The organism is Rhodococcus triatomae (assembly GCF_014217785.1).
GTDB lineage: Bacteria > Actinomycetota > Actinomycetes > Mycobacteriales > Mycobacteriaceae > Rhodococcus_F > Rhodococcus_F triatomae.
In genome coordinates this window covers 3,155,900-3,180,316 of the sequence record NZ_CP048814.1, presented here as the reverse complement: position 1 = coordinate 3,180,316, position 24,417 = coordinate 3,155,900, and the positions used below count along the sequence as shown (strand labels likewise).

Below are 24,417 nucleotides of genomic sequence, written 5' to 3'. Positions count from 1 at the left end.
AGCTGCCGAGAACTCACCTCGCACGTCACGACGGGAGCAAGCCCGCGACGAGGGCGTCGACGATCTCGTCCGTCGACGTGCCCGGGGTCAGTGGCGTGGTGAGGCGGTCCAGAAGTAGCCCGTCGACGGCATAGTGGAACAGCGCGATCTCGCGGGAACCGCCGGGGAGGCCCGCGGCCGTGTTGAAGGCGACGTCCGCCTCGAACGCTGCCCGCTGCCACTCCGAGAGCACCCGCGCGACCTCCGGGCGACGCGTGCTCTCCAGTCGTAGTTCGAACAGAGCCAGCGTCACCTCCCGGTTCTCCGTGAGCCGCCGGACGATGTCGCGGAGATAGTCGGCGAACAGTGCACGGCTCGGCTCCTTCCCCGCCAGTCCGGCGAGCACGTCCTCGTCCGGAGTCAATCGCTCGCCTATCCGCTCCACGAGCCCACCGATGAGGGCGTCGCGGGTGCGGAAATAGTTCGACGTCGTGCCCACCGGCACCCCGGCGACACGATCGACCGCTCGATGGGTCAGCCCCCGAGCACCCTGTTCGGCCAGCACGGACAGGCCCGCGTCCGCCAGGAGGACCCGTCGTTCGTCGTTGCGCACCATGAATTCACCCTAGCGCGAATCACTACACATGTTGTAGATTACGAATCACTACAGATGAAGTGATTGGAGCAGCAATGCGTGAACTCGTGTACTACGTCGCCGTGAGCCTCGACGGCTACATCGCCGGCCCCGAGGGCCAATTCGACGCCTTCTCCCTCGAGGGCGACCACATGGCCGATCTGGAGCGACTCGCCGACGCGCTCCCCACCGATGCCGCCGCACACCTCGGTATCACCCAGCCCGGCACCAGGTTCGGCGCCGTGCTGATGGGGTGGAACACGTACGCCGCCGGCCTTCCGGACGGGATCACGAGCCCGTATCGACACCTGGAACAGTTCGTCTTCTCCCGCTCCCGCCACTCCGGCACGGACGACGACGGGCCCGAGAATCTCGTCGTCACGGACCGCGACCCCGTCGACGTCGTGCGCGAGCTGAAACGCGAGCCCGGCGCCGACATCTGGCTGTGCGGCGGCGGCAACCTGGCCGCCCAGCTGGTCGACGAGATCGACCGGCTGATCGTCAAACGTCACCCGAAACTGTTCGGCAGCGGCATCCCCGCCTTCGCGAGCAGCGCCTACCGTCCCAGCTCGTTCGAGATGGTCGACAACCGCACCTTCGAGACCGGAGTTGCCGTCACCGAGTACGCCCGACGACGTTGATCCCCGCGAGCAGTCCGCTCGGCATCGGTTCTCCGGCACCGGTTCTCCGGCATCGGTTCTCCGGCACCGGAATCCCCTCGACGCTGCATCGATTCGACCGCCGTGAGGACTTGTTCACACGGGCGAAACATCCGTCACGAAGACGTCACTCACTGACATTCGGGCGCAATAACTTCCGTTTACTGTTCGGCCACACGAATACAGCTCTGTATACGCAATCCGCATACAGCGAATCGCGGTCCAGCGCTGTGCCGACTCTGACGGAAAGGCCCGTACATGCGCACGTTCTCCCAGCGCGCCCTCGCCGCGCCGGCCGCGATCGCTGCGGTCGGCCTGGTGCTCACCGGGTGCGGTAGCAAGGCGTCCGACACCACTGCCGCAGGCGGCACCACGGAATCCTGTGTGGACACCTCCGGTGACACCATCAAGGTGGGATCGCTCAACTCGCTGTCCGGAACGATGGCCATCAGCGAGGTCACGGTGCGTGACTCGATCGCGCTGGCCATCGAGGAGATCAACGCCTCCGGCGGCGTCCTCGGCAAGCAGATCCAGGTCGTCGCCGAGGACGGCGCCTCCGAACCCACCGTCTTCGCCGAGAAGGCGGACAAGCTCATCAGCAGCGACTGTGTCGCCGCGGTATTCGGCGGCTGGACGTCGTCGAGCCGCAAGGCGATGCTGCCGGTGTTCGAGGACAACAACGCCCTGCTCTACTACCCCGTCCAGTACGAGGGCCTCGAGTCCTCGCCCAACATCTTCTACACGGGTGCGACCACCAACCAGCAGATCGTTCCGGCGCTGGACTACCTGAAGGAACAGGGCGTGCAGTCCCTCTACCTGGTCGGTAGCGACTACGTGTTCCCGCAGACCGCGAACCGCATCATCAAGGCCTACGCCGAGGCGAACGACATCGAGATCAAGGGCGAGGACTACACCCCACTCGGCTCGACGGACTTCTCGACCATCATCAACAAGGTGCGTTCCGCGGACGCGGACGCCGTGTTCAACACGCTCAACGGCGATTCCAACGTGGCCTTCTTCCGCGAGTACAAGAACGTCGGCCTCACCCCGCAGGACATGCCGGTGATCTCCGTATCCATCGCGGAGGAGGAAGTCGGCGGTATCGGCATCCAGAACATCGAGGGTCAGCTCACCGCCTGGAACTACTACCAGACGGTCGACTCTCCCGAGAACGCCGCGTTCGTCGCCGCCTACAAGGCGAAGTACGGCCAGAACAAGCCGACGTCGGACCCGATGGAAGCCGCCTACACCTCGGTCTACCTGTGGAAGAACACCGTCGAGAAGGCGGGTTCCTTCGCCGTGGCGGACATCCAGGAGAACGCCGACGGCGTCACGTTCGACGCCCCGGAGGGCACGGTGACCATCGACGGCGACAACAACCACATCTCGAAGACCGCGCGCATCGGCGAGATTCGCGGTGACGGCCTGATCTACACGGTGTGGGACTCGGGCGACCCGATCGAGCCGGACCCCTATCTCGAGAGCTACCCGTGGGCCGAAAGCCTGGGTAGCGGTAGCTGATCGGGCAGTAGCCGACGAGTAGAGCGAAAGGACACACATCCATGGATGTCGTGATCGGGCAGCTGTTCACCGGTATGAGTATCGGGTCCATCCTGCTGCTGGCCGCCCTGGGGCTGTCCCTGACCTTCGGTCAGATGGGCGTGATCAACATGGCGCACGGCGAGTTCATCATGGCCGGTTGCTATACGGCCTACGTCGTACAGCAGGTGATCTCGAGCGCCACCGGCTCGCTGTTCGTATCTCTGCTCGTCGGCTTCCTGGTCGGTGGCGCGATGGGCGTGCTACTCGAGGTCACCCTCGTACGTCGCATGTACCACCGACCACTCGACACCCTGCTGGTGACATTCGGCGTCGGGCTGATCCTGCAGCAGTTGGCCCGAGACATCTTCGGCGCTCCGGCCGTGAACGTGGTGGCGCCCGAATGGCTCAGCGGCGGCGTCGAACTGTTCGGAGCCGTGGTTCCCCGGACGCGCATCTTCATCCTGGTGCTCGCCGTGGTCGCCGTGGTCGCGCTGTCCGTGGCGATGAAGCGTACGTCGATGGGCAGGCGGATCCGCGCCGTCGTCCAGAACCGTGACCTCGCGGAGACGACGGGGATCTCGAGCCGACGCACCGACATCACCACGTTCTTCATCGGTTCCGGCCTCGCCGGTGTCGCCGGTGTGGCGTTGACGTTGATCGGCTCGACGAGTCCGACGATCGGTCAGAGCTACCTGATCGACGCCTTCCTCGTCGTCGTCGTCGGAGGCCTCGGCCAGATGAAGGGCGCGGTGATCGCGGCGTTCGCGCTGGGCATCCTCAACTCGTTCATCGAGTACTCGACCACAGCGTCGATCGCCAAGGTGATTCTGTTCGTCATCATCGTCGTGTTCTTGCAGGTCCGCCCGCAGGGTCTGTTCGCCGTCAAGACGAGGAGCCTGGTATGAGCATCCTTACGAACGAGAAGGCCCGGGTCTGGGGCGGATTCGCGATCGCGGCGATCCTGCTGTTCGCCGTGGCCCCGGCCGTGCTCAGCGACTTCCGGCTGTCGCTGCTCGGCAAGTTCATCTGTTTCGCGATCGTCGCCGTCGGCATCGGTCTGGCGTGGGGTCGGGGTGGCATGCTCACCCTCGGCCAGGGTGTCTTCTTCGGCCTGGGCGCCTACATCATGGCGATGCACCTGAAGATCGCCGACGCCGAACTCCGGGGCGACACCGTGCCGGACTTCATGCAGATCGCCGGTATCAGGGAGCTGCCCGGGTACTGGGTGCCGTTCAGCTCGCCGATCGTGGCGATCCTCGGAATCCTCTTCGTGCCCGCCCTCGTCGCGCTGCTTCTCGGGCTCGGGGTGTTCAAACGCCGGGTCAAGGGGGCGTATTTCGCCATCCTGTCGCAGGCGCTGGCAGCCGCGTTCGCGATCCTGCTCGTCGGCCAGCAGTCCACGGGAGGGTCCAACGGGCTCAACCGGTTCCGCACGTTCTTCGGTTTCAATCTCAATGATCCGGCGAACAAGCAGATGCTGTTCTTCATCGCCGCCGGCACCCTGCTCGCCGTCGTCGCGATCACCCGGCAACTGATGTACTCACGCTACGGCGAACTCCTGGTCGCGGTACGCGACCAGGAGGAGCGGGTCCGGTTCCTCGGGTACGACCCGGCGAACATCAAACTCGTCGCCTACGTGACCGCCGCGTTCTTCGCCGGTATCGCGGGTGCACTGTTCGTACCGATCGTCGGCATCATCTCCCCCGCCGACGTCGGGATCATCCCGTCGATCGCGTTCCTCATCGGTGTCGCCATCGGTGGCCGCTCGACCCTGCTCGGGCCGGTGCTCGGTGCTCTCGGTGTCGCGTGGGCGCAGAGCGCGTTCTCCGAATCGTTCCCGTCCGGCTGGACCTACGCACAGGGTCTGCTGTTCATCGTCGTCGTCGGGTTCTTCCCCGCCGGTATCGCCGGACTCATCGCACTGCTCAAACGCAGGAAGAAGCAGTCGGACGATCCGCCGCCGGAAGCACCCGAACCCGCCGAGGAAGTGGAGATGGCACGATGAGCGAACCCCAGCCCGTGAAGGAACCCGTCGCCGGCGGCAACGCCGGAATGTCCAGCCAGTACCTCGAGATCCGCGATCTACGCGTCAGTTTCGACGGCTTCAAGGCCGTGGACGGAGTCGACCTCACGCTGATGCAGGGCGACCTCCGATTCCTCATCGGCCCGAACGGCGCCGGCAAGACCACTCTCGTCGACGCCGTCACCGGCCTGGTCCCGGCCACCGGCTCGGTCGAGAAGTCCGGCGTCGAGCTGATCGGCAAGAAGGTTCATCACATCGCCCGCCTCGGCGTGGGCCGCACGTTCCAGACGGCCAGCGTGTTCGAGGAACTGTCGGTGCTGCAGAACCTCGACATCGCCGCGGGCGCCGCGCGCACACCGCTCAGCCTCCTGCGCCGCCGCAAGGACGTACTGCCGCAGATCGAGGAGGCCCTGGAAACCACCGGACTGACGGCTCTGCGCGATCGTCCCGCCGGAATCCTGGCCCACGGCCAGAAGCAGTGGCTCGAGATCGGAATGCTGCTGGTGCAGAACGCCGACGTGCTGTTGCTCGACGAGCCGGTGGCGGGAATGAGCCACGAGGAACGCGAGGAGACCGGGAATCTGTTGCGGCGCATCGGCGCGGAACGCACCGTCGTCGTCGTGGAGCACGACATGGACTTCATGCGTGCGTTCGCGACCTCGGTGACGGTGCTGCACGCCGGACGCGTGCTCAGCGAAGGCACCGTCGCCCAGGTCCAGGCCGATCCGAAGGTCCAGGAGGTCTACCTGGGTACGACGGCCGCCATCCGTGGCGACGGCCACGACATCGTCGACGCTGGTCAGGAGGATCCCCATGCTCGAGCTCGTTGACGTCCGCGCCGGATACGGCCGGACCGAGGTGATTCACGGTGTGTCACTGGAGGTTCCCCGCGACGGGGTGGCCGCGGTGATGGGCCACAACGGGGCCGGCAAGACCACCCTTCTGCGCGCCGCCGTCGGGCTGATCAAGGCGAACTCCGGGCGCGTGATCTTCGACGGCGAGGACGTGACGAGTCTGCGTCCGTCCGGCCGGGTCGCTCGTGGCCTGGCCTACGTCCCGCAGGGTCAGCAGTCCTTCGGTCAGCTCACCACCGCCGAGAACCTCCAGGTGGTGGCGGACGGACGCAAGCGCGGCAAGGAACTGATCGCCGAGGTCCTCGATCTCTTCCCCGCGCTGACCGGTCTCCTCGACCGTCGGGCCGGACTGCTCTCCGGTGGACAGCGGCAACAGCTGGCCATCGCGCGTGCGCTGATCACCGAACCTCGGATGCTCATCCTCGACGAACCCACCGAGGGGATCCAGCCCTCCGTGGTCGCCGAGATCGAGCGCACCATCTCCGATCTCACCCGGCGCGGCGATCTGGGAGTCCTTCTCGTCGAACAGCACATCGGTTTCGCGCTCGAATCGGCACAGCGCTACTACGTCCTCGAATCCGGTCGGGTCACCTCGTCCGGTTCCGGCGGAGCGGGCGCGGACTCCGATCTGGACACCATCGCTTCCGACGTCCGCGCGGCGATGGCGATCTGACATGGCGCGACAGAACGCGGCCCCGCTGGGCGAGCAGGTGTACCTGTCCCTGCGGGACGACTTGATGACCGGCCGGATCTCCCCCAGCCAGCGACTCGGCGAGGAGAAGCTGGCCGAGATCTACAACGTCTCCCGGACCCCGGTCCGCGAGGCGCTCGCCAGGCTCCTCGCGGACGGACTCGTCCAGCGGGACACGGACGGGCTCTACCCGTACCGGCCCCGACTCGAGGAACTCGCCGGACTGTACGAGCTCCGTATCACCCTCGAGCTGCGGGGTATCGAACGGATCCGGGACGACGCGCGACTGTCGCACGACCCGGACGTCCTGGGGCCCGAACTCGACCACTGGTACACGCTCCGCAAGGAGAGCCCCGCTCCCGACGCCGGATTCGTCGTCCTCGACGAGCGGTTCCACACGGTGCTGCTCGCCTCGTCCGGCAACAAGGCGCTGTCGGACGCGCTGGTCAACGTCAACGCCAGGGTGCGTCCGGTACGCATGTTCGACTACCTCACCCCGGACCGGATGGGCGCGACCATCGACGAGCACATCCAGGTGGCCGAACTGGTCCTGGACGGCGATCTCGACGCCGCGCACGCGACGCTCCTCAGCCACATCAGCGAGTCCCGTGAGGTGGTCATCGACCGCGCCGAGCAGGCGCTGTCCTTCGCGAAGATGGCGTGGGCGGTCCGCGACTGACCCGGCAACGGACCCGTCCCCAGTAGGCTGGCACCGACGATCGGACGGCGACGAGGGGACGGTCATGGGCGCACGCATCACTCCGGGACGGTTCGGCCAGTTGGGGCCGATCAACTGGGTCGTATGGCGGGTGCTGTCCGTCGCCGCGCGCGCCGAGGACGCGCACCTGTTCAGCACCCTCGGCCGCACCCGCGGGCTGTTCCGCGGATGGCTGCACTACTCGGGCACACTCATGCCCGGCGGCCGCATCTCCCGGCACGAGACCGAGCTGATCATCCTGCGCGTCGCCCATCTGCGCGACTGTGCCTACGAGATGGACCATCACGTTCGTCTCGGCCGGCGAGCCGGGGTCACTCCCGAGATCCTCGACCGGGTCCTCACCGGTCCGGACGCACCGGGGTGGAGCGACCGGCACCGGGTGATCCTCGCCGCGGTGGACGAACTCGTCGCCAGCAAGGATCTCGACGACCCGGCCTGGAACAGGCTGGCCGAGTACTTCGACGACCGTCGCCTGATCGAGTTCTGCCTGCTGGTCACCCAGTACGACGGCCTGGCCACCACCATCGGCACCCTACGGATCGAGCGCGACCACTTCGCCTGATCGAATCGGACTGTCCCATCGGGATTTCCGCCCGATTTCCGAGTCACTTTGGTCACCCATGATTTACGCCGCGCAATCTCGGTGAAACACGGCATCCATAGCGTATACAGGCATGTCCACAGGGATGAATACACCGACGGTCGAGTACAGCTTCGATACCCTCCTGGTCGCGAACCGTGGCGAGATCGCCTGCCGCATCATGCGTTCCGCGCACCTGTTGGGCCTCAAGACGGTCGCCGTCCACTCCGACGCCGACTCGGCAGCCGCACACGTCGAGATGGCGGACGTCGCCGTCCGACTCGGCCCCGCCCCGGCGGCGGAGTCGTATCTGCGTGCGGACGCCGTGATCGAGGCGGCGCTCGCGACCGGGGCCGGGGCGATCCACCCCGGCTACGGCTTCCTCTCCGAGAACGACGCGTTCGCCGCGGCAGCCGAGTCCCGTGGTATCGCCTTCGTCGGCCCCACCCCCGAGCAGTTGCGCATCTTCGGCAACAAGCACACCGCCCGAGAGGCCGCCCGTGCCGTCGGCGTGCCGCTGGTACCCGGCAGCGGCCTGCTCGAGTCCGTCGACGCCGCGGTCGCCGAGGCGGAGACCATCGGATACCCGGTGATGCTCAAGGCCGTCGGCGGTGGTGGTGGTATCGGCATGCAGGCGTGCTTCTCCGCCGACGAGCTCCGTTCCGCGTACGACCGGGTGCAGCGTCTGGCCGCGGCCAACTTCTCCTCCTCCGGGGTGTTCCTGGAACGATTCGTCGCCAATGCCCGTCACGTCGAAGTCCAGGTCTTCGGGGACGGTCGCGGCCGGACACTCAGCCTCGGGACCCGCGACTGCTCACTGCAGCGACGCAACCAGAAGGTCGTCGAGGAGGCCCCGGCCGCCGGTCTCCCCGACGCCGTGGTCGAGCAGTTGCTCGTCTCGTCCCGGAAACTGGCGTCGTCGGTGAACTACCGTTCGGCAGGCACCGTCGAGTTCGTCTACGACGTCGACCGCGGCGAGGCGTCCTTCCTCGAGATGAACACCCGTCTCCAGGTCGAACACCCGGTCACCGAGGAGGTCACCGGCGTCGATCTCGTGGGGTGGATGCTGCGGCTCTCGCGCGGCGACTCCTCCATGCTCGACGCGCTGCCGGACACCGGCCCCGAGATCACCGGGCACGCCGTCGAGGCCCGCGTGTATGCGGAGGACCCTGGCCACGACTACCGGCCGAGCGCCGGAAAGCTCACCGGCGTGGAGTTCCCCGCCCACACCCGCGTCGAGACCTGGGTGGACACCGGAACCGACGTCAGCTCCTACTACGACCCGATGCTGGCGAAGGTGATCACCCACTCCGCCACCCGACGCGGCGCCTTCGCCGCGCTGGGCGAGGCCCTGTCCGACACGCACGTGTACGGCATCCAGACCAATCTTCCCCAGCTCCGCAGGATCTGCGCGGCGGACCTCGTCCTCGACGGCGGTCACACCACGAAGTCGCTGGACTCGTTGCCCGCGACCGGTCACCGCATCGACGTCCTGCGCGGCGGCACCATGACGACCCTGCAGGACCACCCCGGCCGAATCGGGTTGTGGGAGGTGGGCATCCCGCCGTCCGGTCCGATGGACGACCTGTCCTTCCAACTCGCCAACACCGCGGTCGGGAACCCTTCGGGCGCGGTCGGTGTCGAGTGCACCCTGCAGGGCCCCGTGCTGCAGTTCGCGGACGACGCCGTCGTGTGTGTGACCGGAGCGCCTGCCCCGGTGACGCTGGACGGCGACGAGGTGGCGATGTGGGAGCCGATCAGCGTGCCCGCCGGCGGAGTTCTCGACATCGGAACCCCGTTCGGTGAGGGGCTGCGCACGTACGTCGCGGTCCGGGGCGGCATCGACGCGCCGCTGTACCAGGGCAGCGCCGCCACGTTCACCCTGGGCGGGTTCGGCGGCGTCACCGGCAAGGCACTGGCCACCGCGGATGTTCTGGGACTGTTCGCGGACACCGCGGATCTCACCGACCCGGCGTCCGTGCCGCTCGATGCGCGACCGCAGTTCACCCACGAGTGGCACCTCGCCGTGACCGAGGGACCGCAGCCGTCGCCCGATTACTTCACCGACGCCGACATGGACCAGTTCTACGACACCACCTGGACGGTGCAGACCCACGCGAACCGCACCGGCATCCGGTTGGACGGACCGAAACCCACGTGGTCGCGCACCGACGGCGGCGACGCCGGACTGCACCCCTCGAACCTGCACGACAACCCCTACAGCGTCGGCGCACTCAACGTTTCCGGCGACACCCCGATCCTGCTCGGCCCGGACGGACCGAGCCTCGGCGGCTTCGCCTGCCCGTTGACGGTGGTGGCGGCGCACCGGTGGAAGCTCGGCCAGATCCGTCCCGGCGATCGGGTGCGCTTCGTGCCCGTCTCGGACGAGGGAGCCGACGCGCTCCGCGGATCCGACCCTGCTCGCGCCCTCGACGTCCCGCCGCCGTCGACCATCGCACGGTCCGCGCACGGAGGCGTACTCGACCGCGCCCCCGAGTTCCCGGATCGTCCCGAGGTGGTCTATCTCCGCGGCGGCGACGACAACATCCTCGTCGAATACGGCGCGATGGAACTGGATCTCGGCCTGCGGATGCGTGTGCACGCGTTGTCCCGTGCACTGATCGAGCAGGGCGTCGAGGGACTCGTCGACATCACGCCGGGAGTGCGGTCGCTGCACCTGCACTTCGATCCGGACGTCCTGCCGCAGCACCGGCTGCTCGGCATCCTCCAGGACATCGAGACCGAACTGCCCCCGACACACGACCTGGTGGTTCCGAGCCGTACCGTTCGGCTGCCGCTGTCCTTCGACGACCCCTCGATCGCCGAGGCCATCGACCGGTACCGCAGCGGAGTCCGGGACGACGCACCGTGGCTGCCGTCGAACATCGAGTTCATCCGCCGGATCAACGGTCTCGACAGCATCGACCAGGTGCGGGACACGGTCTTCGACGCCGAGTATCTCGTGCTCGGCCTCGGTGACGTCTATCTCGGTGCACCCCTTGCAGTTCCGCTGGACCCTCGTCACCGGCTGGTCACCACGAAGTACAACCCCGCCCGCACCTGGACGCCCTCGGATGCGGTCGGTATCGGTGGCAAGTACCTCTGCGTGTACGGCATGGAGTCGCCGGGCGGGTACCAGTTGGTCGGCCGCACCGTGCCGATCTGGTCCGGATATCGGCAGCGGCCACCGTTCGAGGACGGCAAGCCGTGGCTCTTCCGGTTCTTCGACCGGATCGTCTGGGAGCCGGTGACGCCCGAGCAGCTCACCGAGTACCGCGACCAGGCGCGGGCCGGGCGCTTCGACGCCGAGGTCACCGAGGGAACGTTCGCGCTGGCCGAGCACCTGCAGTTCCTCGAGAACAACGCCGAGTCCATCGACGCCTTCGACACCCGGCAGAGCGCAGCGTTCGAGATCGAGAAGGCCGCCTGGCGTGCGTCCGGCGAGTTCGACCGGGTCGAGGCAGACCCGACACCGGACGAGGCCCTGGCTCCGCTGGACCTACCGGAGGGTGCCTACGTCGTGGAAGCCCCCATGGTGGGTAACGTCTGGCGTGTCGAGGTCGAGGTCGGGCAGAGCATCGAGGCCGGGGAGGACGCGCTGGTCCTCGAGGCCATGAAGCTCGAAATGCCGGTTCCCTGCCCGGAATCCGGAACCGTTCTCGAGGTCCTCGTCACCCCCGGCTCGAAGGTCGAGCCGGGAACCCCGCTTATCGTGATCGGAGCTGCGCAGTGACTCTCGACCCAGGGACCCTCCACTCGGGTACCACCGATGTGGTGCACACCGTCGGTGCACCGTCTCCCACCGCGCGCGTCCACGCGGCGTTCGACCGGATCGTCGAGGTGGACCGGCCCGAGGTGTGGATCACGCTGCGCGCCCGCGAGGACGTGCTCGCCGACGCCGAGGCGGTCGAATCCCGCCTCGCCGCCGGTGAGGAGTTGGTGCTGGCCGGGTTGTTGGTGGCCGTCAAGGACAACGTCGATGTCGCGGGCCTGCCGACGACGGCGGCCTGCCCCGAGTTCGGTCGCACCGCCGAGCGCACGGCCACCGCGGTGGACCGCCTGACCGCACAGGGCGCGGTCGTTCTGGGGAAGACGAACCTGGACCAGTTCGCGACCGGCCTGGTCGGCACCCGCAGCCCGTACGGTGCGGTGCGCGCGTCGTGGGACCCCGAACGCGTGTCCGGCGGTTCCAGCTCGGGTTCGGCGGTCGCCGTGGCCCTCGGGATCGCCGATATCGGAATCGGTACGGACACTGCCGGTTCCGGGCGGGTTCCGGCAGCGTTCAACGGTTTGGTGGGAATCAAGGCGACGCTGGGCATCATCCCGGCCACGGGCGTGGTCCCCGCGTGCGCCGACTTCGACGCGCTCACCGTGTTCGCGGCCGATCTCGCCACCGCCACCTCGGCGGCGCGCGTCATGGCCGGCCCGGACGCGGCGGACCCGCGCAGCCGCGCGTGGCCCGCGGACGTCCGGCTCGCCGCCCGTGTCCGGCGTCGGGTCGCGGTGCCGCGACCGCAGGATCTCGAACCGCTGTCCCCGCAGTACCGGGCCGCCTTCGACGACACCGTCGCCGAATTGCGGGACAAGCAGGTGGAGATCGAGACCGTCGACGTCTCGCCGCTGCTCGAGGCGGCCCGTCTGCTCTACGACGGCGCCGTCGTCGCCGAGCGGTATGCGGCCGTCGGCGAGTTCCTCGCGACCGCCCCTGCCGGTGCGGACCCGACGGTCGCGGCCATCATCGCGGCCGCGCAGCGGCCGTCCGGGCACGAGTTCGCCGCCGACCTCGACGCCCTCGCCCGCACACGCGCGGACGCCGTGTCGCTGCTGGCCGGGTTCGACGCGCTGTTGCTGCCGACCACCACCGAGCAGCCGACGATCGCCGAGGTACACGCGGAACCCGTCGCGATCAACCGGAGGATGGGGACCTACACCAACTTCTGCAATCTGCTGGACATGGCGGCAGTCGCCGTACCCGGAGAATCCACCGCGGAGGGCGCTCCGTTCGGCGTGATGTTCGTCGTCCCCGCGTTCGGCGACCAGGTGGCGATCGATCTGGCCGCGACGTTGCTCGGTGTGCCGTCACCGGAATTCGTCGGTGAGAGCGTCGAACTCGCGGTGTTCGGTGCGCATCTGCGCGGGCAGCCGCTCCACTTCCAGTTGGACGACCTCGGCGCCCGGTTCGTGAACACGGTCACGACCACCGACGCCTACCGTCTCACCGCCCTCGCGACGACTCCCCCGAAGCCGGGCCTGGTACGCCGGGGTCCTGGCCTGGGCGAACCGATCGCCGGCGAGGTGTTCCGGCTCTCGCCGGGAGGGCTCGGCCGGTTCCTCGCGGCGCTGCCGGCACCGATGGCACTGACCAGCGTGGAGCTGTCCGACGGCCACTCTGTCGTCGGATTCAGCTGCACGCACGACGCGATCGTCGACGCCGCCGACATCACCGAGTTCGGTAGCTGGCCTGCGTACCTGGCGGCGTCGAACTCCTGACCTCCGGCGCACCCCGCGTTCCCGGCCAGGGTAGATTGTCGTCACGTCCGAGCCGGGGACGCTTGGGGGTAGCTGCGATGCCATGCGCGTCGACGGAGGTGGGGGTGCAACGATGACCGAGGGCGCGGATCCGAAGTACGTACCGTTCTGCGAGTTGTTCGAAAGCGGCACGTGGAGCTTCGAACGCCTCGTCGAGGTCGCCGAGGCGATGACGAACGAGAACGCCGGTTCACTGCAGTCGGGCTGGGCCCTGCTGGGAGCGGACGCACAGGCCTCGATCTCCGAGTTCGGGCAGGGCCTGTCCACGAAGCTGGCCGACGCGTGGACCGGCGACGCCGCACAGAGTGCGGCAGCGTCGATCGCCACCTACGCACGCAGCTCCGAGGACGCCGGTGGGTACTTCCAGGGTGTGTCGACGACGCTGTGGGGCATCGCGACCGCGGTGGACGCGGTCAAGAACACCCAGTCCGGGGTACCCGAGTACATCAGCAAGGGTGGCATCTACAACACCCTCACTCCGTGGGACACCGCCGCCGAGAACGCCTACCACGAGAGGCACGGCCAGGCACTGCAGGCGCTCACGACGTTCTCGTTCAATCTCGGCCGGGTGGACGAGCACGTTCCGCAGTTCGCGCCGCCCGAATCGACACTCGGCGCCGATCGGCCCGGTTTTCCCGGTGGCGGGGGCGGTTCCGGGGGAAGCGGTGGTGATGGCGGTGGTGGCGGTGGTGGCGGCGTCGGTCTGCCCGGAGGCTCTGTCGGCCCCGGTGCGGACGGACTCCCGTCCCTCGACTCCGTGGGTCCCGCGGCCGGGGGCGGCGCTGCCGTGCCCGCGGTGTCCGAACTGGGCGATGCGCTGGCCGCGGGTACCGCTCCCGCAGCCGCGTCGACCGCACCCGCCGGCCTCGGCCCGGCAGGGGTGAGCCCGGCGGGGGTGGGCGGCGGTCTGGGTGGTGGTGGATCCGCCGGTGGTGGCGGAGGAGGACTGGGGGGCGGGGGTCTGGGTGGCGGCGCGGGAGGCCTGGCCGGTGGAGGTCTGACGGGCGTTCCCCCGTCCGGAGTTCCCGCCGGGTCCGCAGGTCCCGGGGCCGCAGCAGGGGCCGGGATCGGCCGCCCGGGCATGGCGGGCGGCGCCATGGGCGGAATGATGGGCGGTGCGGGCGCCGGCCGGGGCCAAGGCGATCAGGACAAGGAACACAAGACCGCCGGCTACCTCGTCACCCTGGACAACGGTAACGAGTTGATCGGCAAGCTGCCTCCCGTGGCGCCGCCGGTGATCGGGGCGTGAGGCGATGATCAACTGGCGCATGAACGGTGCACAGTTCGGTGGTCTGTGGCTCGACCACCGGGTGGAGGGCTACCCCTTCCCCTTCCAGATCGTCACCGGCTATCGCTCGGTGGAAGAGTTGACCGAGTTCCATCGCTCCGTGCGGGAGGCATTCGCCGGTCCCGCGCACGATTCGCTGCGCGCGGCCGTACGTGTCCTCGCCGAACCGGAAGTCCACGTGGCGGTCTCGGGACGCACGATCGACGCCGAGCCCCTCCGCCTCATCGCGGCCCAGGTACAGAGTTTCGTGGCACTTGCCGTCCAACTTCCGGGGCCGGGCCCGATGCACGGCGGGGACGTCGTCGTCGCCTACGGAACCGCGGGGCGCCTCGGCGGGCAGATCGTCGGCGCGTTGCCCGCGAACGCCGCAGGAAGACGCCAGTTCGCACCGCGCGCTGCAGAAACCGAACCGGAGTACGACTACTCGGCGAGTGTTCTGTCGGCCGTCGCCACCGCCCCGGCCCGTCCTCGCCTCGAGTCGGCAGTCGAGAAGTCCCATGCCGGTGATGGTGTGATTCGGGTGTGGAGCGGGCTGCGGCACGAACGCGGACGCGAGGTCGGCACGGTGAAGTGGATCGACCTCGCGGGCGACGGCCGCTACGCCATCGGCCCTCGGGACCGGAACACGGCCCGGCCGGCCGGGCCCGACACCCTCGCTGCCACAGTGGATGCCATGATCCGCGAGGGGCTGGCTGCTGCTCGGGACGAGTTCACCTCATGAGCGGCAACGACACACCCGCACCGGGAAGCTGGCAGGCGTTTTCGGCCGCGGCAATCGGCAGCGGCCAACTCAGCCTGGACCCGGACAAGATGCGCGAGTGCATCAACTACTGCGAGGACTACATCGAGAATCTCCGGCAGTTGCAGGACCGGGCCAACCGCGAGCTGTACTACGAGACCCTCGGAATCGGTGAAGCCGACATCGAAACCTCGAGGCTGATCGTGCAGAAATTCCAGCACAAGGCCCGCGGTGGCGGCCAGATCGCCGACGAGAGCTCCGCCGTCGGCTACCTCCAGGCACACATCAAGTACGCACGTGACCTTCGCGACTCGCTCCAGGCAGTACTCGACGCCTACCTCGCCACCGACTCCCAGTCCGCCGACGGCTACCACTCGATCGGAACCAACCAGTGACCCACTCGCGCTCCCTCGCCGTCTTCGGCGCACTCGGTGTCCTCACCGTCACCGCACTCACCTCCTGCGGCACCGATACCGACTCGCCCACCGCCACAACCACCAGCGCGGCACCGATCCCGATCACCTACCACCCCTGCGACGACCTCTCCTTCGACGCACTCGAAGAAGTGGGCTTCTCCGTGAGAAGCCCCTACCGCACCGACCGACAGAACCCGATCTCCCACGAATGCACCTTCGCCCATCGCGACCCCGGCTACGGAGCCAGCTTCTCCGCCATGGGCCGCACCTTCGACGACGTCGTCGCAGACCAACGCCTCGAAGAACACACCCGCATCCAGATCAACGGCCGCGACGTATCCATCGCCGACTTCACCGGCGGCTCCAACTGCCTCGCCACCATGGACATCGAACCCGGCGTCCTCCAGTTCTCCGTCACCTACTCCCCCACCTCGGACCGCCCAGACGAAGACATCACCACCATCGAACAGGCCTGCAGCGAAGCCGAACGCATCCTCACCGCGCTCGCACCCCACCTCCCCGACCGGCTCTAGCCGCACCAACACCGACGGCACCCACCACCCCAGAATCCGCGGACCTTCTCCGCACCGCGCCCTCGAACCTTCGAGAGCACGGCAGGCACAACATCCGCGGATCGCGGGAATGCCGTCAGTTGGTGCTGGGACCTGCTCGCCGCGGTGGTCCCGGAACGGCTGATGAGCCTCGGGCGCCGGGTGATCGACGATCGCCGGGCACTGACCTCGGTCGACCCGGAGGGACGCGCCGACTACACCGAGCGCGTGGCGAGACAGGCGCACGGGCGGGACTGACCTCCCGGACACCGGGACCGTGGCCTCCCCCGGACACCGGTCCGGCGTACCTTCGCTGCGTGGCGAACACGAAGGTGACGACATCCGGCTGGACGCACCACGACGGTGCCGCGCTGGTCGTGGGTGGGACCGGCGGCATCGGGGCAGCGATCGTCCGGATGCTGGCCGAACGCGGAGCGCGCGTCGTCTTCACCTATCGCGGCAACGTGGCGGCGGCCCGTGCGCTCGAGGACTCGGTGCCCGGTGCCCGCGGTGTCCGGCTCGACCTCGCCGACCCGGACGCCGTCGCGGACGTCGTCGGCGAGGCGGCCCGGGAACCGGAGCGGCTGCACACGCTCGTCTACGCCGCCGGCCCACCGGTACCGCAACGACACCTGAGCACGATCGCACCCGAACGCTTCCGCGAACAGTTGATCGACGACGCCGCCGGGCTGTTCGCCGTGATCCACGCCGCGCTCCCCGCGCTGCGCCGGTCTCGCGGCGCGATCGTGGCGGTGACCTCCGCGGCCACCGGGCGCTACGCCGCCCGCGACGGGCTGTCGGTGATCCCCAAGAGTGCCGTGGAGTCGCTCGTCCGCGGCATCGCCGTGGAGGAAGGCCGGTTCGGTATCCGCGCCAACTGCGTCGGGCCGGGAATGCTCTCCGACGGCATGGCCGAAACCCTGGTCGCCTCGGGGGATCTCGATGACAGGGCACTCGAAGCAGCGAGGCGGAACACCCCGCTGCGCCGCTTCGGGTCGAGCCGCGACATCGCCGAGGCCGTCTGCTTCCTCGCCTCGGATGCCGCCGGATTCGTCAGCGGACAGAAGCTCGACGTCGACGGCGGATACAGCGCCTGACCGTTCAGCCGACGGTCGGAAGTGTCAGCGTCTGGCCGGATCCGAGCGTGACCGGCGCGAGCGTCATCTGGCCCACGAACTCGGGATCGGCACCCGTCACCGTGAGCCGGATCGCGTGTCCGGCCTCGAATCGGTGCGCAATCCCCGCGAGCTGCACATCCACCCGCCCCGGCCCGGTCCGTACCGGGGTGACCAGATCGCCGATCACCGTGGACGTCCCGTCCGGTGCCACATCGGCCACGGAGACGAACACGATGCTCTCGCCCGGGCTGTCGAACTGCAGCGTTGCCCGGGGCACACCGACCACGTCCACCGGAGCAGTCAACGGGTGCGTCGTCCACTCGACTCGGTCGACGTCCCCGAGAGTATCGGTCAGCACCGGGAGCGGCCCTGCGGTGAGGGTGCGCGTGCCCTGCTGCCCCGGTTCCGAGGCGAGAACACCGTCGGCGGAGAGATGGTAGTCCCGGTCCGATCCGACCGGGTAGCTCGCTGCCGAACCGTAGGCCGGCTCGGTGTCGCCGTCGTACTGCGCCCACGGGCGGAAGTATTCGAACTCCGGGCCCGTGTCGACCGGGACATCCCGCAGATAGTGGTCGAACCAGTCGAGGATCCGCCGGGTCTGGAACGGTGGCCGGTCGTCGTAGTCGAAGCCGAAGTCACCCGGCTCCGGTACGAGCTGGTCGTGTCCCCATTCGTGCCAGAGCATCTTCACCGGGACGTCGCGGGCGCGCAGCCCCTCGTAGGTGGCGACCGCCTCGTTGAGCGTGAACAGCGTGTCGCGGTATCCCTGGGTGAGGAACACGGGCACCGAGATGCGGTCGAGGTAGGACGCGACGGACGCCTCACGGAACGACTCCAGGACCCGGTCGTCGACGGTGCCGGTCGCCGCGGTCTGCGCGATCGCCTCGCACATGAACGGTGGATAGTTGGGGCATCCGGTGAGCCGGGTGGGGTCCGCGACGTATCCGTCGTCGAATCCTGCGCTGGCGACTCCACCGGCGAAAAGCGTGGCCGCCCACCGCACCTTGGTCGCCCCGGTGACGGACGAAGTGACTCCGTCGACCTGGTGCGCACCGTTCGGCTGCAGCGAATGCGACAGATCGTTCCAGGTGATCATCGGCACGAGGGTGTCGATCCTGGGATCGACACTCGCGGCGGCGAACTGGACGCCACCTCCGTAGGAACCGCCGATCATGCCGACCCTCGGATCGTGTTCCGACGGGTTGCCGTGGTGGTCGGTCTCGTCACGGACGACATGGTCGAGACCGGGAACCGCGACGGTGAGCTCGGGGTCCGCATAGGCGATTCCGTCTGCACCGCCGAGGAAACTCACCAGCTGGGACGCGGCCCGTCCGTCGTAGTCCGGATGATCCATGGTGACCCGGCAGCCGCTGCCACCGAACCCGAGCCCGGAATACGCGAGCACGGCGTATCCCTCGGCGGACAGCGACCGGGCGATGTCCAGCTGGTCCTCGTAGGAACGAGCGAACCCGTTGGTGGTGAGTACCGCGGGTACGGGCGTGGCACTGCTCGCCCCTGCGGGGGTGAACAGTTCTCCGACGACGGTGCACCGCTGCCGGTCGTGCTCCGGACCCGTGTCGAGGTCGAAGTAGAGCACCTGCGACGACGCGCCGGGTGCGGGCTCCGCCGCAGCACCACCGGCTCCCCATGACATCGAACAGGCGAGGACGACGGAGAATGCGATCGCGGACGGGGCGAGCACACCGGAAAACCTACGCAACGGAAATCCCACTCTCGATGAACTGGACGGACGTACCGAACATACGTCCAATTCAGGAAGTTGTGAACCACGACACGTCGTGGCACGCGACAGGAGCGGGAGAGTTTGACTCGGCGCCGAACGGGCATCCGACAGGAGGAGCGACGAGAGGAGACCCGCACCGATGACGGACACCGAGAAGCGGTGGTACGACCCGAACACGGTCCGAAGCGCGTCGATCTACGCGATCTCCGTCATCGTCGTGGCGCTGCTCGCCATGGGGGCGATCCTCGCTTGGGTGGGAATGGACGACACGCAGTGCCCGCCGGACTCAGGGTTCGTCTGCGACGACACGCAGCAGCTTCTGCTGGCGTTGGTTCCGGCCGGGATACTGCTCGTGGGGACCATCGGCGGCTTCGTGCGCACCTACCTGGTGTGGCGAGACGGCGGTCGCTGGCCCATCTGGCAGGCGGCCGGATGGGTACTGATGGTCAGCACTCTGCTCTACATCACCATGTCCGCGAGTGTGCTGATGAACTGATTCGTCCCGAGAAGTACGGCCCCGGGGATCCAGAAAGGTCTGGAGTTCGGAACGCTCAGGGCGTCGTACGTGCGGCGGGGGCGTCGTGGCGCGAGCCGAGCGAGACGAGGGCCGCGTCGAGTGCTTCGAAGCACGGGAACAGGTCCGTCTGCCCCACCGCACGGAGCAAGCGGTGCACGGGCCGACCTCCGACGAGCGCCCAGGCCCGGCCGAACCCACGAGTCGCCCGCTCCAGCCCCGTGAAGACGGCGAGGCCGGCGGTGCCGAAGAACTGGACTCGCGAGAGATCCAGCAGCACATCGGTCGATTCGCCGCACTGGTCGCGGGCGAAGTCGCGCAGCGCATCGGCACTGCACAGGTCGATGTCCCCTCGAACACTGACGAGCACGAGACGCGGCGTGATCGCGACACCGGTGAACTCCGCTGTGGCGCAAGACGCTATGGTAACGCTGGGATCACATGTGTTATGATTCCGTGACGCAAGGGCTCCGGCGAGGAGGTCATGGGTGGCGACCTTCTTGGTAGCGATAGCAGTCATTGGCTCTCCCACCTCTGTCGACAATGAGACGGAAAGCGAGCACGGGGCAGTCGGCGCGTATTCGATGGCGTCTCTACCACAGTGACGCTTCCCGAGACCGGCTGTGTGCTCAACCTGGTTCCAGACGCTACCCCAGCTAGATTGCCCTAGCAAGAGCTCCCGGTATTCAGCTGTATCGCTCTGCATCCCAAAGGTTTTCGATTCGGACATTCCGTCGGCGGGGAATTGCATCCAACTGGACGAGAGACCAATTTCGCGCTCTCGCCATGCCCTCTCACCTGCACCTACCACCTGCCCGCTCACCGAGCTTCCGACGCCGGGAATACGGCACTCGATGCGGGAATGGAAATGGGCCGCTGCGGGAACGGACAATCACGAACCGAATGTTCGAATTCCATTCATTTTCCGGTTACCGGAGACCGTGAGCCACTTGTAATTTCGGTGTGGTTTAAAACCGTTCCGGCGCTTTCGCGCGGATCCTTCTTCCGGAATTTCTCCGGTCGGCCCACGCGATCAACCGTCCGCGTCGCGACTCTCGCCGTCGTACTCGTCGTCGATGACGTGGACGGCGGCTTCCTCCGCCGACGCGGCCCCGCCGTCGATTCCGACGTCCGTAGCCACGAGTTCGTCCTCGGTGTCCTCGGCGACGCCCTCGTCCTCCGCGAGCAGACGGCCGGCGCGGCGCGCGCCGATCTCCCGGTCCTCCACGTACTGCGGAGCGTCGGGGTCGGCGCCGACGTCGGGCTCCTCCTCGGCCAGCCGCTCGTCGAGGGTCTCCTCCGCGCGCTCCTCGGAGTCGGTGAGGGCATACCCCTTCGGAGGCCGGTCCGGCGGCGAATACCCCTCGTCGAGCACGTCGTCGACACCTCGGTCGACGAGCGAGTCCTCGGGCTGGAGCTGGTTGTCCTCGTCGACGGTGAAGTCGGCGTCGTCGCCTTCGCGCGTGCTGTCGCTCGGGTACGTCATACCCACGACAATGCCACCACGTGGACACCCGCGCCACGAATTCGCCCGCTCCCCGGTGCGTGCGACGTCACCACGGAAAGCGGCCCACCCGCCGGTGCCCGTGTGGTTCGCTCGAAGGACGTGAACCCATCGAAAGGGGACGGCGTGAACACCACCGTGACTCCCGCGCAGCTGCGCGAACTGCTCGACTCCCCGCTGACCGACCCGACCCTGATCCTGTCGGAGGGACAGCCCCGGATCGTGCCCGGATCGGACGCTGCCGACGGCGCCACCCTCGTCATCGTCAGCCGGGAGGACCTGCAGGGTCGTCTGCCCCACGACCGCCCGCACAGCGACGCCGATCTCGAGTACCAGGCCGCCGCTCTCGCCGCGACCGTGGACGAACTCGGCGGCTGACCGGCGACACCGGAACATCGGCGACACCGGAATACGAAAGGACCCGCGCGGGATCACCGCGCGGGTCCTTCGTCGACGGGGCTTCGAGGTCAGAAGTTGATCATGTGCCCCGCGAGGCCGTGAATGGCCTCCTGCAATGCCTCACTGAGGGTGGGGTGCGTGTGGACGTTGCGCGCCAGTTCGTTGACGGTGAGGTCCCACTTCTGCGCCAGAGTCAACTCGGGCAGCAGCTCGGAGACGTCGGGGCCGATGAGATGGCCGCCGAGGAGTTCCCCGTACTTCTTGTCGGCGACGAGCTTGACGAAGCCGGTCGGGTCGCCCAGTCCGTGGGCCTTGCCGTTCGCGGTGAACGGGAAGGTCGCCACCTTGACGTCGTACCCCTCGACGATCGCCTGCGCCTCGGTGAGCCCGAAGCTGGCGACCTGCGGCTGACAGAAGGTGGCGCGCGGCATCATCCGGTAGTCACCGAGCGGCATCGTCTCGGCACCGCCGATCACCTCCGCGGCGACGACACCCTGTGCCTCGGCGACGTGCGCGAGCTGCAGCTTGGCGGTGACGTCGCCGATCGCGTAGATGTGCGGGACGCTGGTGTGCATGTACTCGTCGATCTCGATGGCACCGCGATCGGTGAGCTGCACTCCGGTGTTCTCGAGTCCGTAGCCCTCCACACGGGGAGCGAACCCCACGGACTGCAGGACCTTGTCCACGACGACCGTGTCGACCTCTCCGGACTTGTTGTCCTTGATCGCCACCGAGACACTGTCGCCCTCGTCGGTGATCGACTGGACCGCGGCACCGGTACGGATCGTGATGCCCAGCTTCTTGTACGCCTTGGTGATCTCCTTGGAGACGTCCGCGTCCTCGTTGGGCAGGGCCCGATCGAGGAACTCGACGATCGTGACGTCGACGCCGTAGTTCTTCAGGACGTAGCCGAACTCCATACCGATCGCGCCGGCGCCGACGATGACGATCGACTTCGGCAGGTCACGGGTGAGGATCTGCTCCTCGTAGGTCACCACGTTGTCGCTGAGCGACGTCCCCGGCAGCAGCTTCGTCACCGAACCGGTCGCGATGATCGCGTTGTCGAAGGTGATGGTCTCGGTGCCACCCTTCGACAGCTCGACCGACAGCGTGTTCGCGTCGGTGAACGACCCGAGCCCGTCGTACTCGGTGATCTTGTTCTTCTTCATCAAGAAGTGAACGCCCTTGACGCGCCCGTCCGCGACCTTGCGGCTGCGGTCGAAGGCGGCGCCGAAATCGAAGGACGCTTCGCCGGAGATACCGAACGTCTTGGCCTCTTTCGTGAAGAGGTGCGCAAGCTCGGCGTTCCGGAGAAGTGCCTTGGACGGGATGCAGCCGACGTTCAGGCAGACACCGCCCCAGTACTTCTTCTCGACAATGGCGGTGCTCAATCCCAGCTGTGCCGCGCGGATAGCAGCGACGTACCCACCGGGACCGGCTCCGAGGACAACGACGTCATAGTGTGAGGTCACGATTCCTCAGGGTAGTCCTGACGTTTTCCGCTGTCCGCGCGTGGTGGGGTTACCTGCGAGTAGCTCTTCGAGTAGCTCGTCCGGGCCACCACCGACCACCGGGTCATCCGCGCAGCGAGCCCGCGACCTCGTCCACCGCGGCGTCCAACAGCTCCAGGTAGTGGTCCGGGTCCGGCATCGCCCGCGAGCCGGTGAGCACCCCGAGCGTGACCGTGCCGCCGATGCCGTGCACTCCGTGTGTCAGTCCCATCACCGGGGACAGCCCGGGAAAGCCTGCGGTGAACCGCACCCGGCGGCCCGCGAGCCGTAGATCCGCCGCGCCGCGGTGCACGCTCGAGATCACCGTGTTGCCCGCGACGGTGGCGGGCACGGCGGACAGGTCGTAGCGCTCGATGCCGCGGCGCAGCATCCGCGCGGGCACGTACTCGACCGACCCGCCGGCGAGCGCGACGTTCGGGTCGTCCAGTCTCCGACGTCGTTCCGCGAGGTCGGCGGCGATGCGGGCGGCACGCTCCCGCAGATCGGCGACCTCCGGGAACAGTCCCACACCGACATTGCGGTAGGAGTTGCGCGAGCGACCGGTCGGATCCGGAACGGCCACCGTGACCTCCGCGCCGAGTGCGGCGATGTCCGCACCGTGCTCGGCGAGATACCGGGCGAGCGCCACCGAGATCGCGGTGGCGGCCGCCACCGTCACCGTCACGCCCGCACCTGTCAGACGGGCCGCGTCGCACACCAGCATCCGCGCCGTGCGGCTCGGGCCGGGGTCGGTGTTCACGCGGGTCAGCGGAAACCCGTCGGCGGGTGGCGGCACGGCGCCTGCCGCCTCCGCCGCCCGGACAGCCCGTTGCGCCGCCAGCGACCGACGTGCCACCGACACGGTCCCGGCGACCTGGCCGGGAATCTTGGCCGCGGCCCGCGCCAGCATCGCGGGTGCGAAGGGTGCGCGCGTGGGCGCCGGAGATCCGGGCGGCAGCCCGGGCCCGAACAACTGTCGCGCCGAAGCCGATGCCCGGCGGCCGTCGGCGAACGCGTGCGAGACCTGGAACACCGCGACCAGGGCCGGCTCGGAGCAGCGCGGCGCTCCCGTCACCGCCGGGAAGAGGTGAACCTGCCACGGGCTCTCGGTGATGTCGAGCGAGGTGGCGAGTAAATCGCCCAGCGCGCGCTGGAACCCGGCCCACGATCGATCAGCCAGGGAGTGCACCCGGATCTGATCCGGACCCTGTCCGCGCCGCGCCCAGTACGGGTAGTCGAGATCGCCCGGGACCGGGACGGCATGCACCTGCAGCTCCCCGATGCGGTCCACCCGATCTCCGATGTGCCTGCGCGCGGCGGCGACACCGTCGTCCCCCGGGCCGGAGCGGCCGTCCGTGCCGGAGAAGCAATACAGCTGGAACTGGTCGTTGCGGATCCGGCGTCCGATCCAGGACATCTGCGCGTCGGCGGGAGTGAGCTGCACA

General features: G+C 68.2%; 23 protein-coding genes. 17 read left to right on the top strand and 6 right to left on the bottom strand.

The window, feature by feature from the left end; all coding sequences use genetic code 11:
* Positions 1-25 precede the first annotated feature (25 nt).
* A complete protein-coding gene (locus G4H71_RS15050) occupies positions 26-595 on the bottom strand; it encodes a TetR/AcrR family transcriptional regulator (protein ID WP_072739868.1) in 570 nt (189 codons plus the stop codon).
* Between the two features lie 74 nt (positions 596-669).
* Between G4H71_RS15050 and G4H71_RS15045 the strand changes: the two genes are divergently transcribed.
* From G4H71_RS15045 to G4H71_RS14970, 15 genes are all read left to right on the top strand, one after another.
* Positions 670-1,254 (top strand): dihydrofolate reductase family protein, encoded by a 585-nt coding sequence (locus tag G4H71_RS15045; protein ID WP_072739867.1) that lies wholly within the window; start codon positions 670-672, stop codon positions 1,252-1,254.
* A gap of 276 nt (positions 1,255-1,530) precedes the next feature.
* On the top strand, positions 1,531-2,793 hold the full coding sequence (gene urtA, locus G4H71_RS15040) for an urea ABC transporter substrate-binding protein (RefSeq protein WP_072739866.1): 1,263 nt from the start codon (positions 1,531-1,533) through the stop codon (positions 2,791-2,793).
* A 41-nt stretch (positions 2,794-2,834) separates the two neighbouring features.
* Positions 2,835-3,719 (top strand): urea ABC transporter permease subunit UrtB, encoded by an 885-nt coding sequence (gene urtB / locus G4H71_RS15035; protein ID WP_072739865.1) that lies wholly within the window; start codon positions 2,835-2,837, stop codon positions 3,717-3,719.
* Entirely contained in the window at positions 3,716-4,819 is a 1,104-nt protein-coding gene (urtC, locus tag G4H71_RS15030; protein WP_072739864.1) for an urea ABC transporter permease subunit UrtC, read from the top strand. Before urtB ends, urtC begins: the two co-directional genes overlap by 4 nt.
* Positions 4,816-5,667 (top strand): urea ABC transporter ATP-binding protein UrtD, encoded by an 852-nt coding sequence (gene urtD / locus G4H71_RS15025; protein ID WP_072739863.1) that lies wholly within the window; start codon positions 4,816-4,818, stop codon positions 5,665-5,667. Before urtC ends, urtD begins: the two co-directional genes overlap by 4 nt.
* A complete protein-coding gene (gene urtE / locus G4H71_RS15020) occupies positions 5,651-6,364 on the top strand; it encodes an urea ABC transporter ATP-binding subunit UrtE (RefSeq protein ID WP_072739862.1) in 714 nt (237 codons plus the stop codon). Before urtD ends, urtE begins: the two co-directional genes overlap by 17 nt.
* 1 nt (position 6,365) lies before the next feature.
* Positions 6,366-7,061 (top strand): GntR family transcriptional regulator, encoded by a 696-nt coding sequence (locus G4H71_RS15015; RefSeq protein ID WP_072739861.1) that lies wholly within the window; start codon positions 6,366-6,368, stop codon positions 7,059-7,061.
* A gap of 64 nt (positions 7,062-7,125) precedes the next feature.
* Positions 7,126-7,662 (top strand): carboxymuconolactone decarboxylase family protein, encoded by a 537-nt coding sequence (locus G4H71_RS15010; protein WP_072739860.1) that lies wholly within the window; start codon positions 7,126-7,128, stop codon positions 7,660-7,662.
* Positions 7,663-7,774: 112 nt separating this feature from the next.
* Positions 7,775-11,413, top strand: a complete 3,639-nt coding sequence (gene uca, locus G4H71_RS15005) for an urea carboxylase (RefSeq protein WP_072739859.1) — start codon at positions 7,775-7,777, stop codon at positions 11,411-11,413.
* 38 nt (positions 11,414-11,451) lie between these two features.
* Positions 11,452-13,170, top strand: a complete 1,719-nt coding sequence (gene atzF, locus G4H71_RS15000; RefSeq protein WP_072739911.1) for an allophanate hydrolase — start codon at positions 11,452-11,454, stop codon at positions 13,168-13,170.
* Positions 13,171-13,282: 112 nt separating this feature from the next.
* On the top strand, positions 13,283-14,458 hold the full coding sequence (locus G4H71_RS14995; protein ID WP_072739858.1) for a hypothetical protein: 1,176 nt from the start codon (positions 13,283-13,285) through the stop codon (positions 14,456-14,458).
* Positions 14,459-14,477: 19 nt separating this feature from the next.
* Positions 14,478-15,218 (top strand): ESX secretion-associated protein EspG, encoded by a 741-nt coding sequence (locus G4H71_RS14990; protein ID WP_139183344.1) that lies wholly within the window; start codon positions 14,478-14,480, stop codon positions 15,216-15,218.
* Entirely contained in the window at positions 15,215-15,631 is a 417-nt protein-coding gene (locus tag G4H71_RS14985; protein WP_072739856.1) for a hypothetical protein, read from the top strand. Before G4H71_RS14990 ends, G4H71_RS14985 begins: the two co-directional genes overlap by 4 nt.
* Positions 15,628-16,185: a DUF3558 family protein gene (locus tag G4H71_RS14980; RefSeq protein ID WP_072739855.1), complete on the top strand. Its 558-nt coding sequence runs from the start codon at positions 15,628-15,630 to the stop codon at positions 16,183-16,185. The genes G4H71_RS14985 and G4H71_RS14980 overlap by 4 nt, the downstream gene beginning before the upstream one ends.
* A gap of 335 nt (positions 16,186-16,520) precedes the next feature.
* Positions 16,521-17,300, top strand: a complete 780-nt coding sequence (locus tag G4H71_RS14970) for an SDR family NAD(P)-dependent oxidoreductase (RefSeq protein ID WP_255314920.1) — start codon at positions 16,521-16,523, stop codon at positions 17,298-17,300.
* 4 nt (positions 17,301-17,304) lie between these two features.
* On the opposite strand, the gene G4H71_RS14965 is transcribed toward G4H71_RS14970, so the two are convergent.
* On the bottom strand, positions 17,305-19,023 hold the full coding sequence (locus tag G4H71_RS14965) for a CocE/NonD family hydrolase (RefSeq protein WP_072739854.1): 1,719 nt from the start codon (positions 19,021-19,023) through the stop codon (positions 17,305-17,307).
* Between the two features lie 181 nt (positions 19,024-19,204).
* Between G4H71_RS14965 and G4H71_RS14960 the strand changes: the two genes are divergently transcribed.
* Positions 19,205-19,561, top strand: a complete 357-nt coding sequence (locus G4H71_RS14960) for a hypothetical protein (RefSeq protein WP_072739853.1) — start codon at positions 19,205-19,207, stop codon at positions 19,559-19,561.
* 55 nt (positions 19,562-19,616) lie between these two features.
* On the opposite strand, the gene G4H71_RS14955 is transcribed toward G4H71_RS14960, so the two are convergent.
* Positions 19,617-20,099: an STAS domain-containing protein gene (locus G4H71_RS14955; protein WP_367890093.1), complete on the bottom strand. Its 483-nt coding sequence runs from the start codon at positions 20,097-20,099 to the stop codon at positions 19,617-19,619.
* A gap of 513 nt (positions 20,100-20,612) precedes the next feature.
* Positions 20,613-21,065 carry a DUF5709 domain-containing protein gene (locus G4H71_RS14950; RefSeq protein ID WP_072739851.1) on the bottom strand — a complete coding sequence of 151 codons (453 nt, stop codon included), beginning with the start codon at positions 21,063-21,065 and terminating at the stop codon, positions 20,613-20,615.
* Positions 21,066-21,209: 144 nt separating this feature from the next.
* Between G4H71_RS14950 and G4H71_RS14945 the strand changes: the two genes are divergently transcribed.
* Positions 21,210-21,461 carry a hypothetical protein gene (locus tag G4H71_RS14945; RefSeq protein ID WP_072739850.1) on the top strand — a complete coding sequence of 84 codons (252 nt, stop codon included), beginning with the start codon at positions 21,210-21,212 and terminating at the stop codon, positions 21,459-21,461.
* A gap of 89 nt (positions 21,462-21,550) precedes the next feature.
* Here the strand turns inward: G4H71_RS14945 and lpdA are convergent, their stop codons facing one another.
* Positions 21,551-22,954, bottom strand: a complete 1,404-nt coding sequence (gene lpdA / locus G4H71_RS14940; RefSeq protein WP_072739849.1) for a dihydrolipoyl dehydrogenase — start codon at positions 22,952-22,954, stop codon at positions 21,551-21,553.
* A gap of 103 nt (positions 22,955-23,057) precedes the next feature.
* Positions 23,058-24,416 carry a WS/DGAT domain-containing protein gene (locus G4H71_RS14935; RefSeq protein ID WP_083343306.1) on the bottom strand — a complete coding sequence of 453 codons (1,359 nt, stop codon included), beginning with the start codon at positions 24,414-24,416 and terminating at the stop codon, positions 23,058-23,060.
* Between the last annotated feature and the right edge of the window lies 1 nt (position 24,417).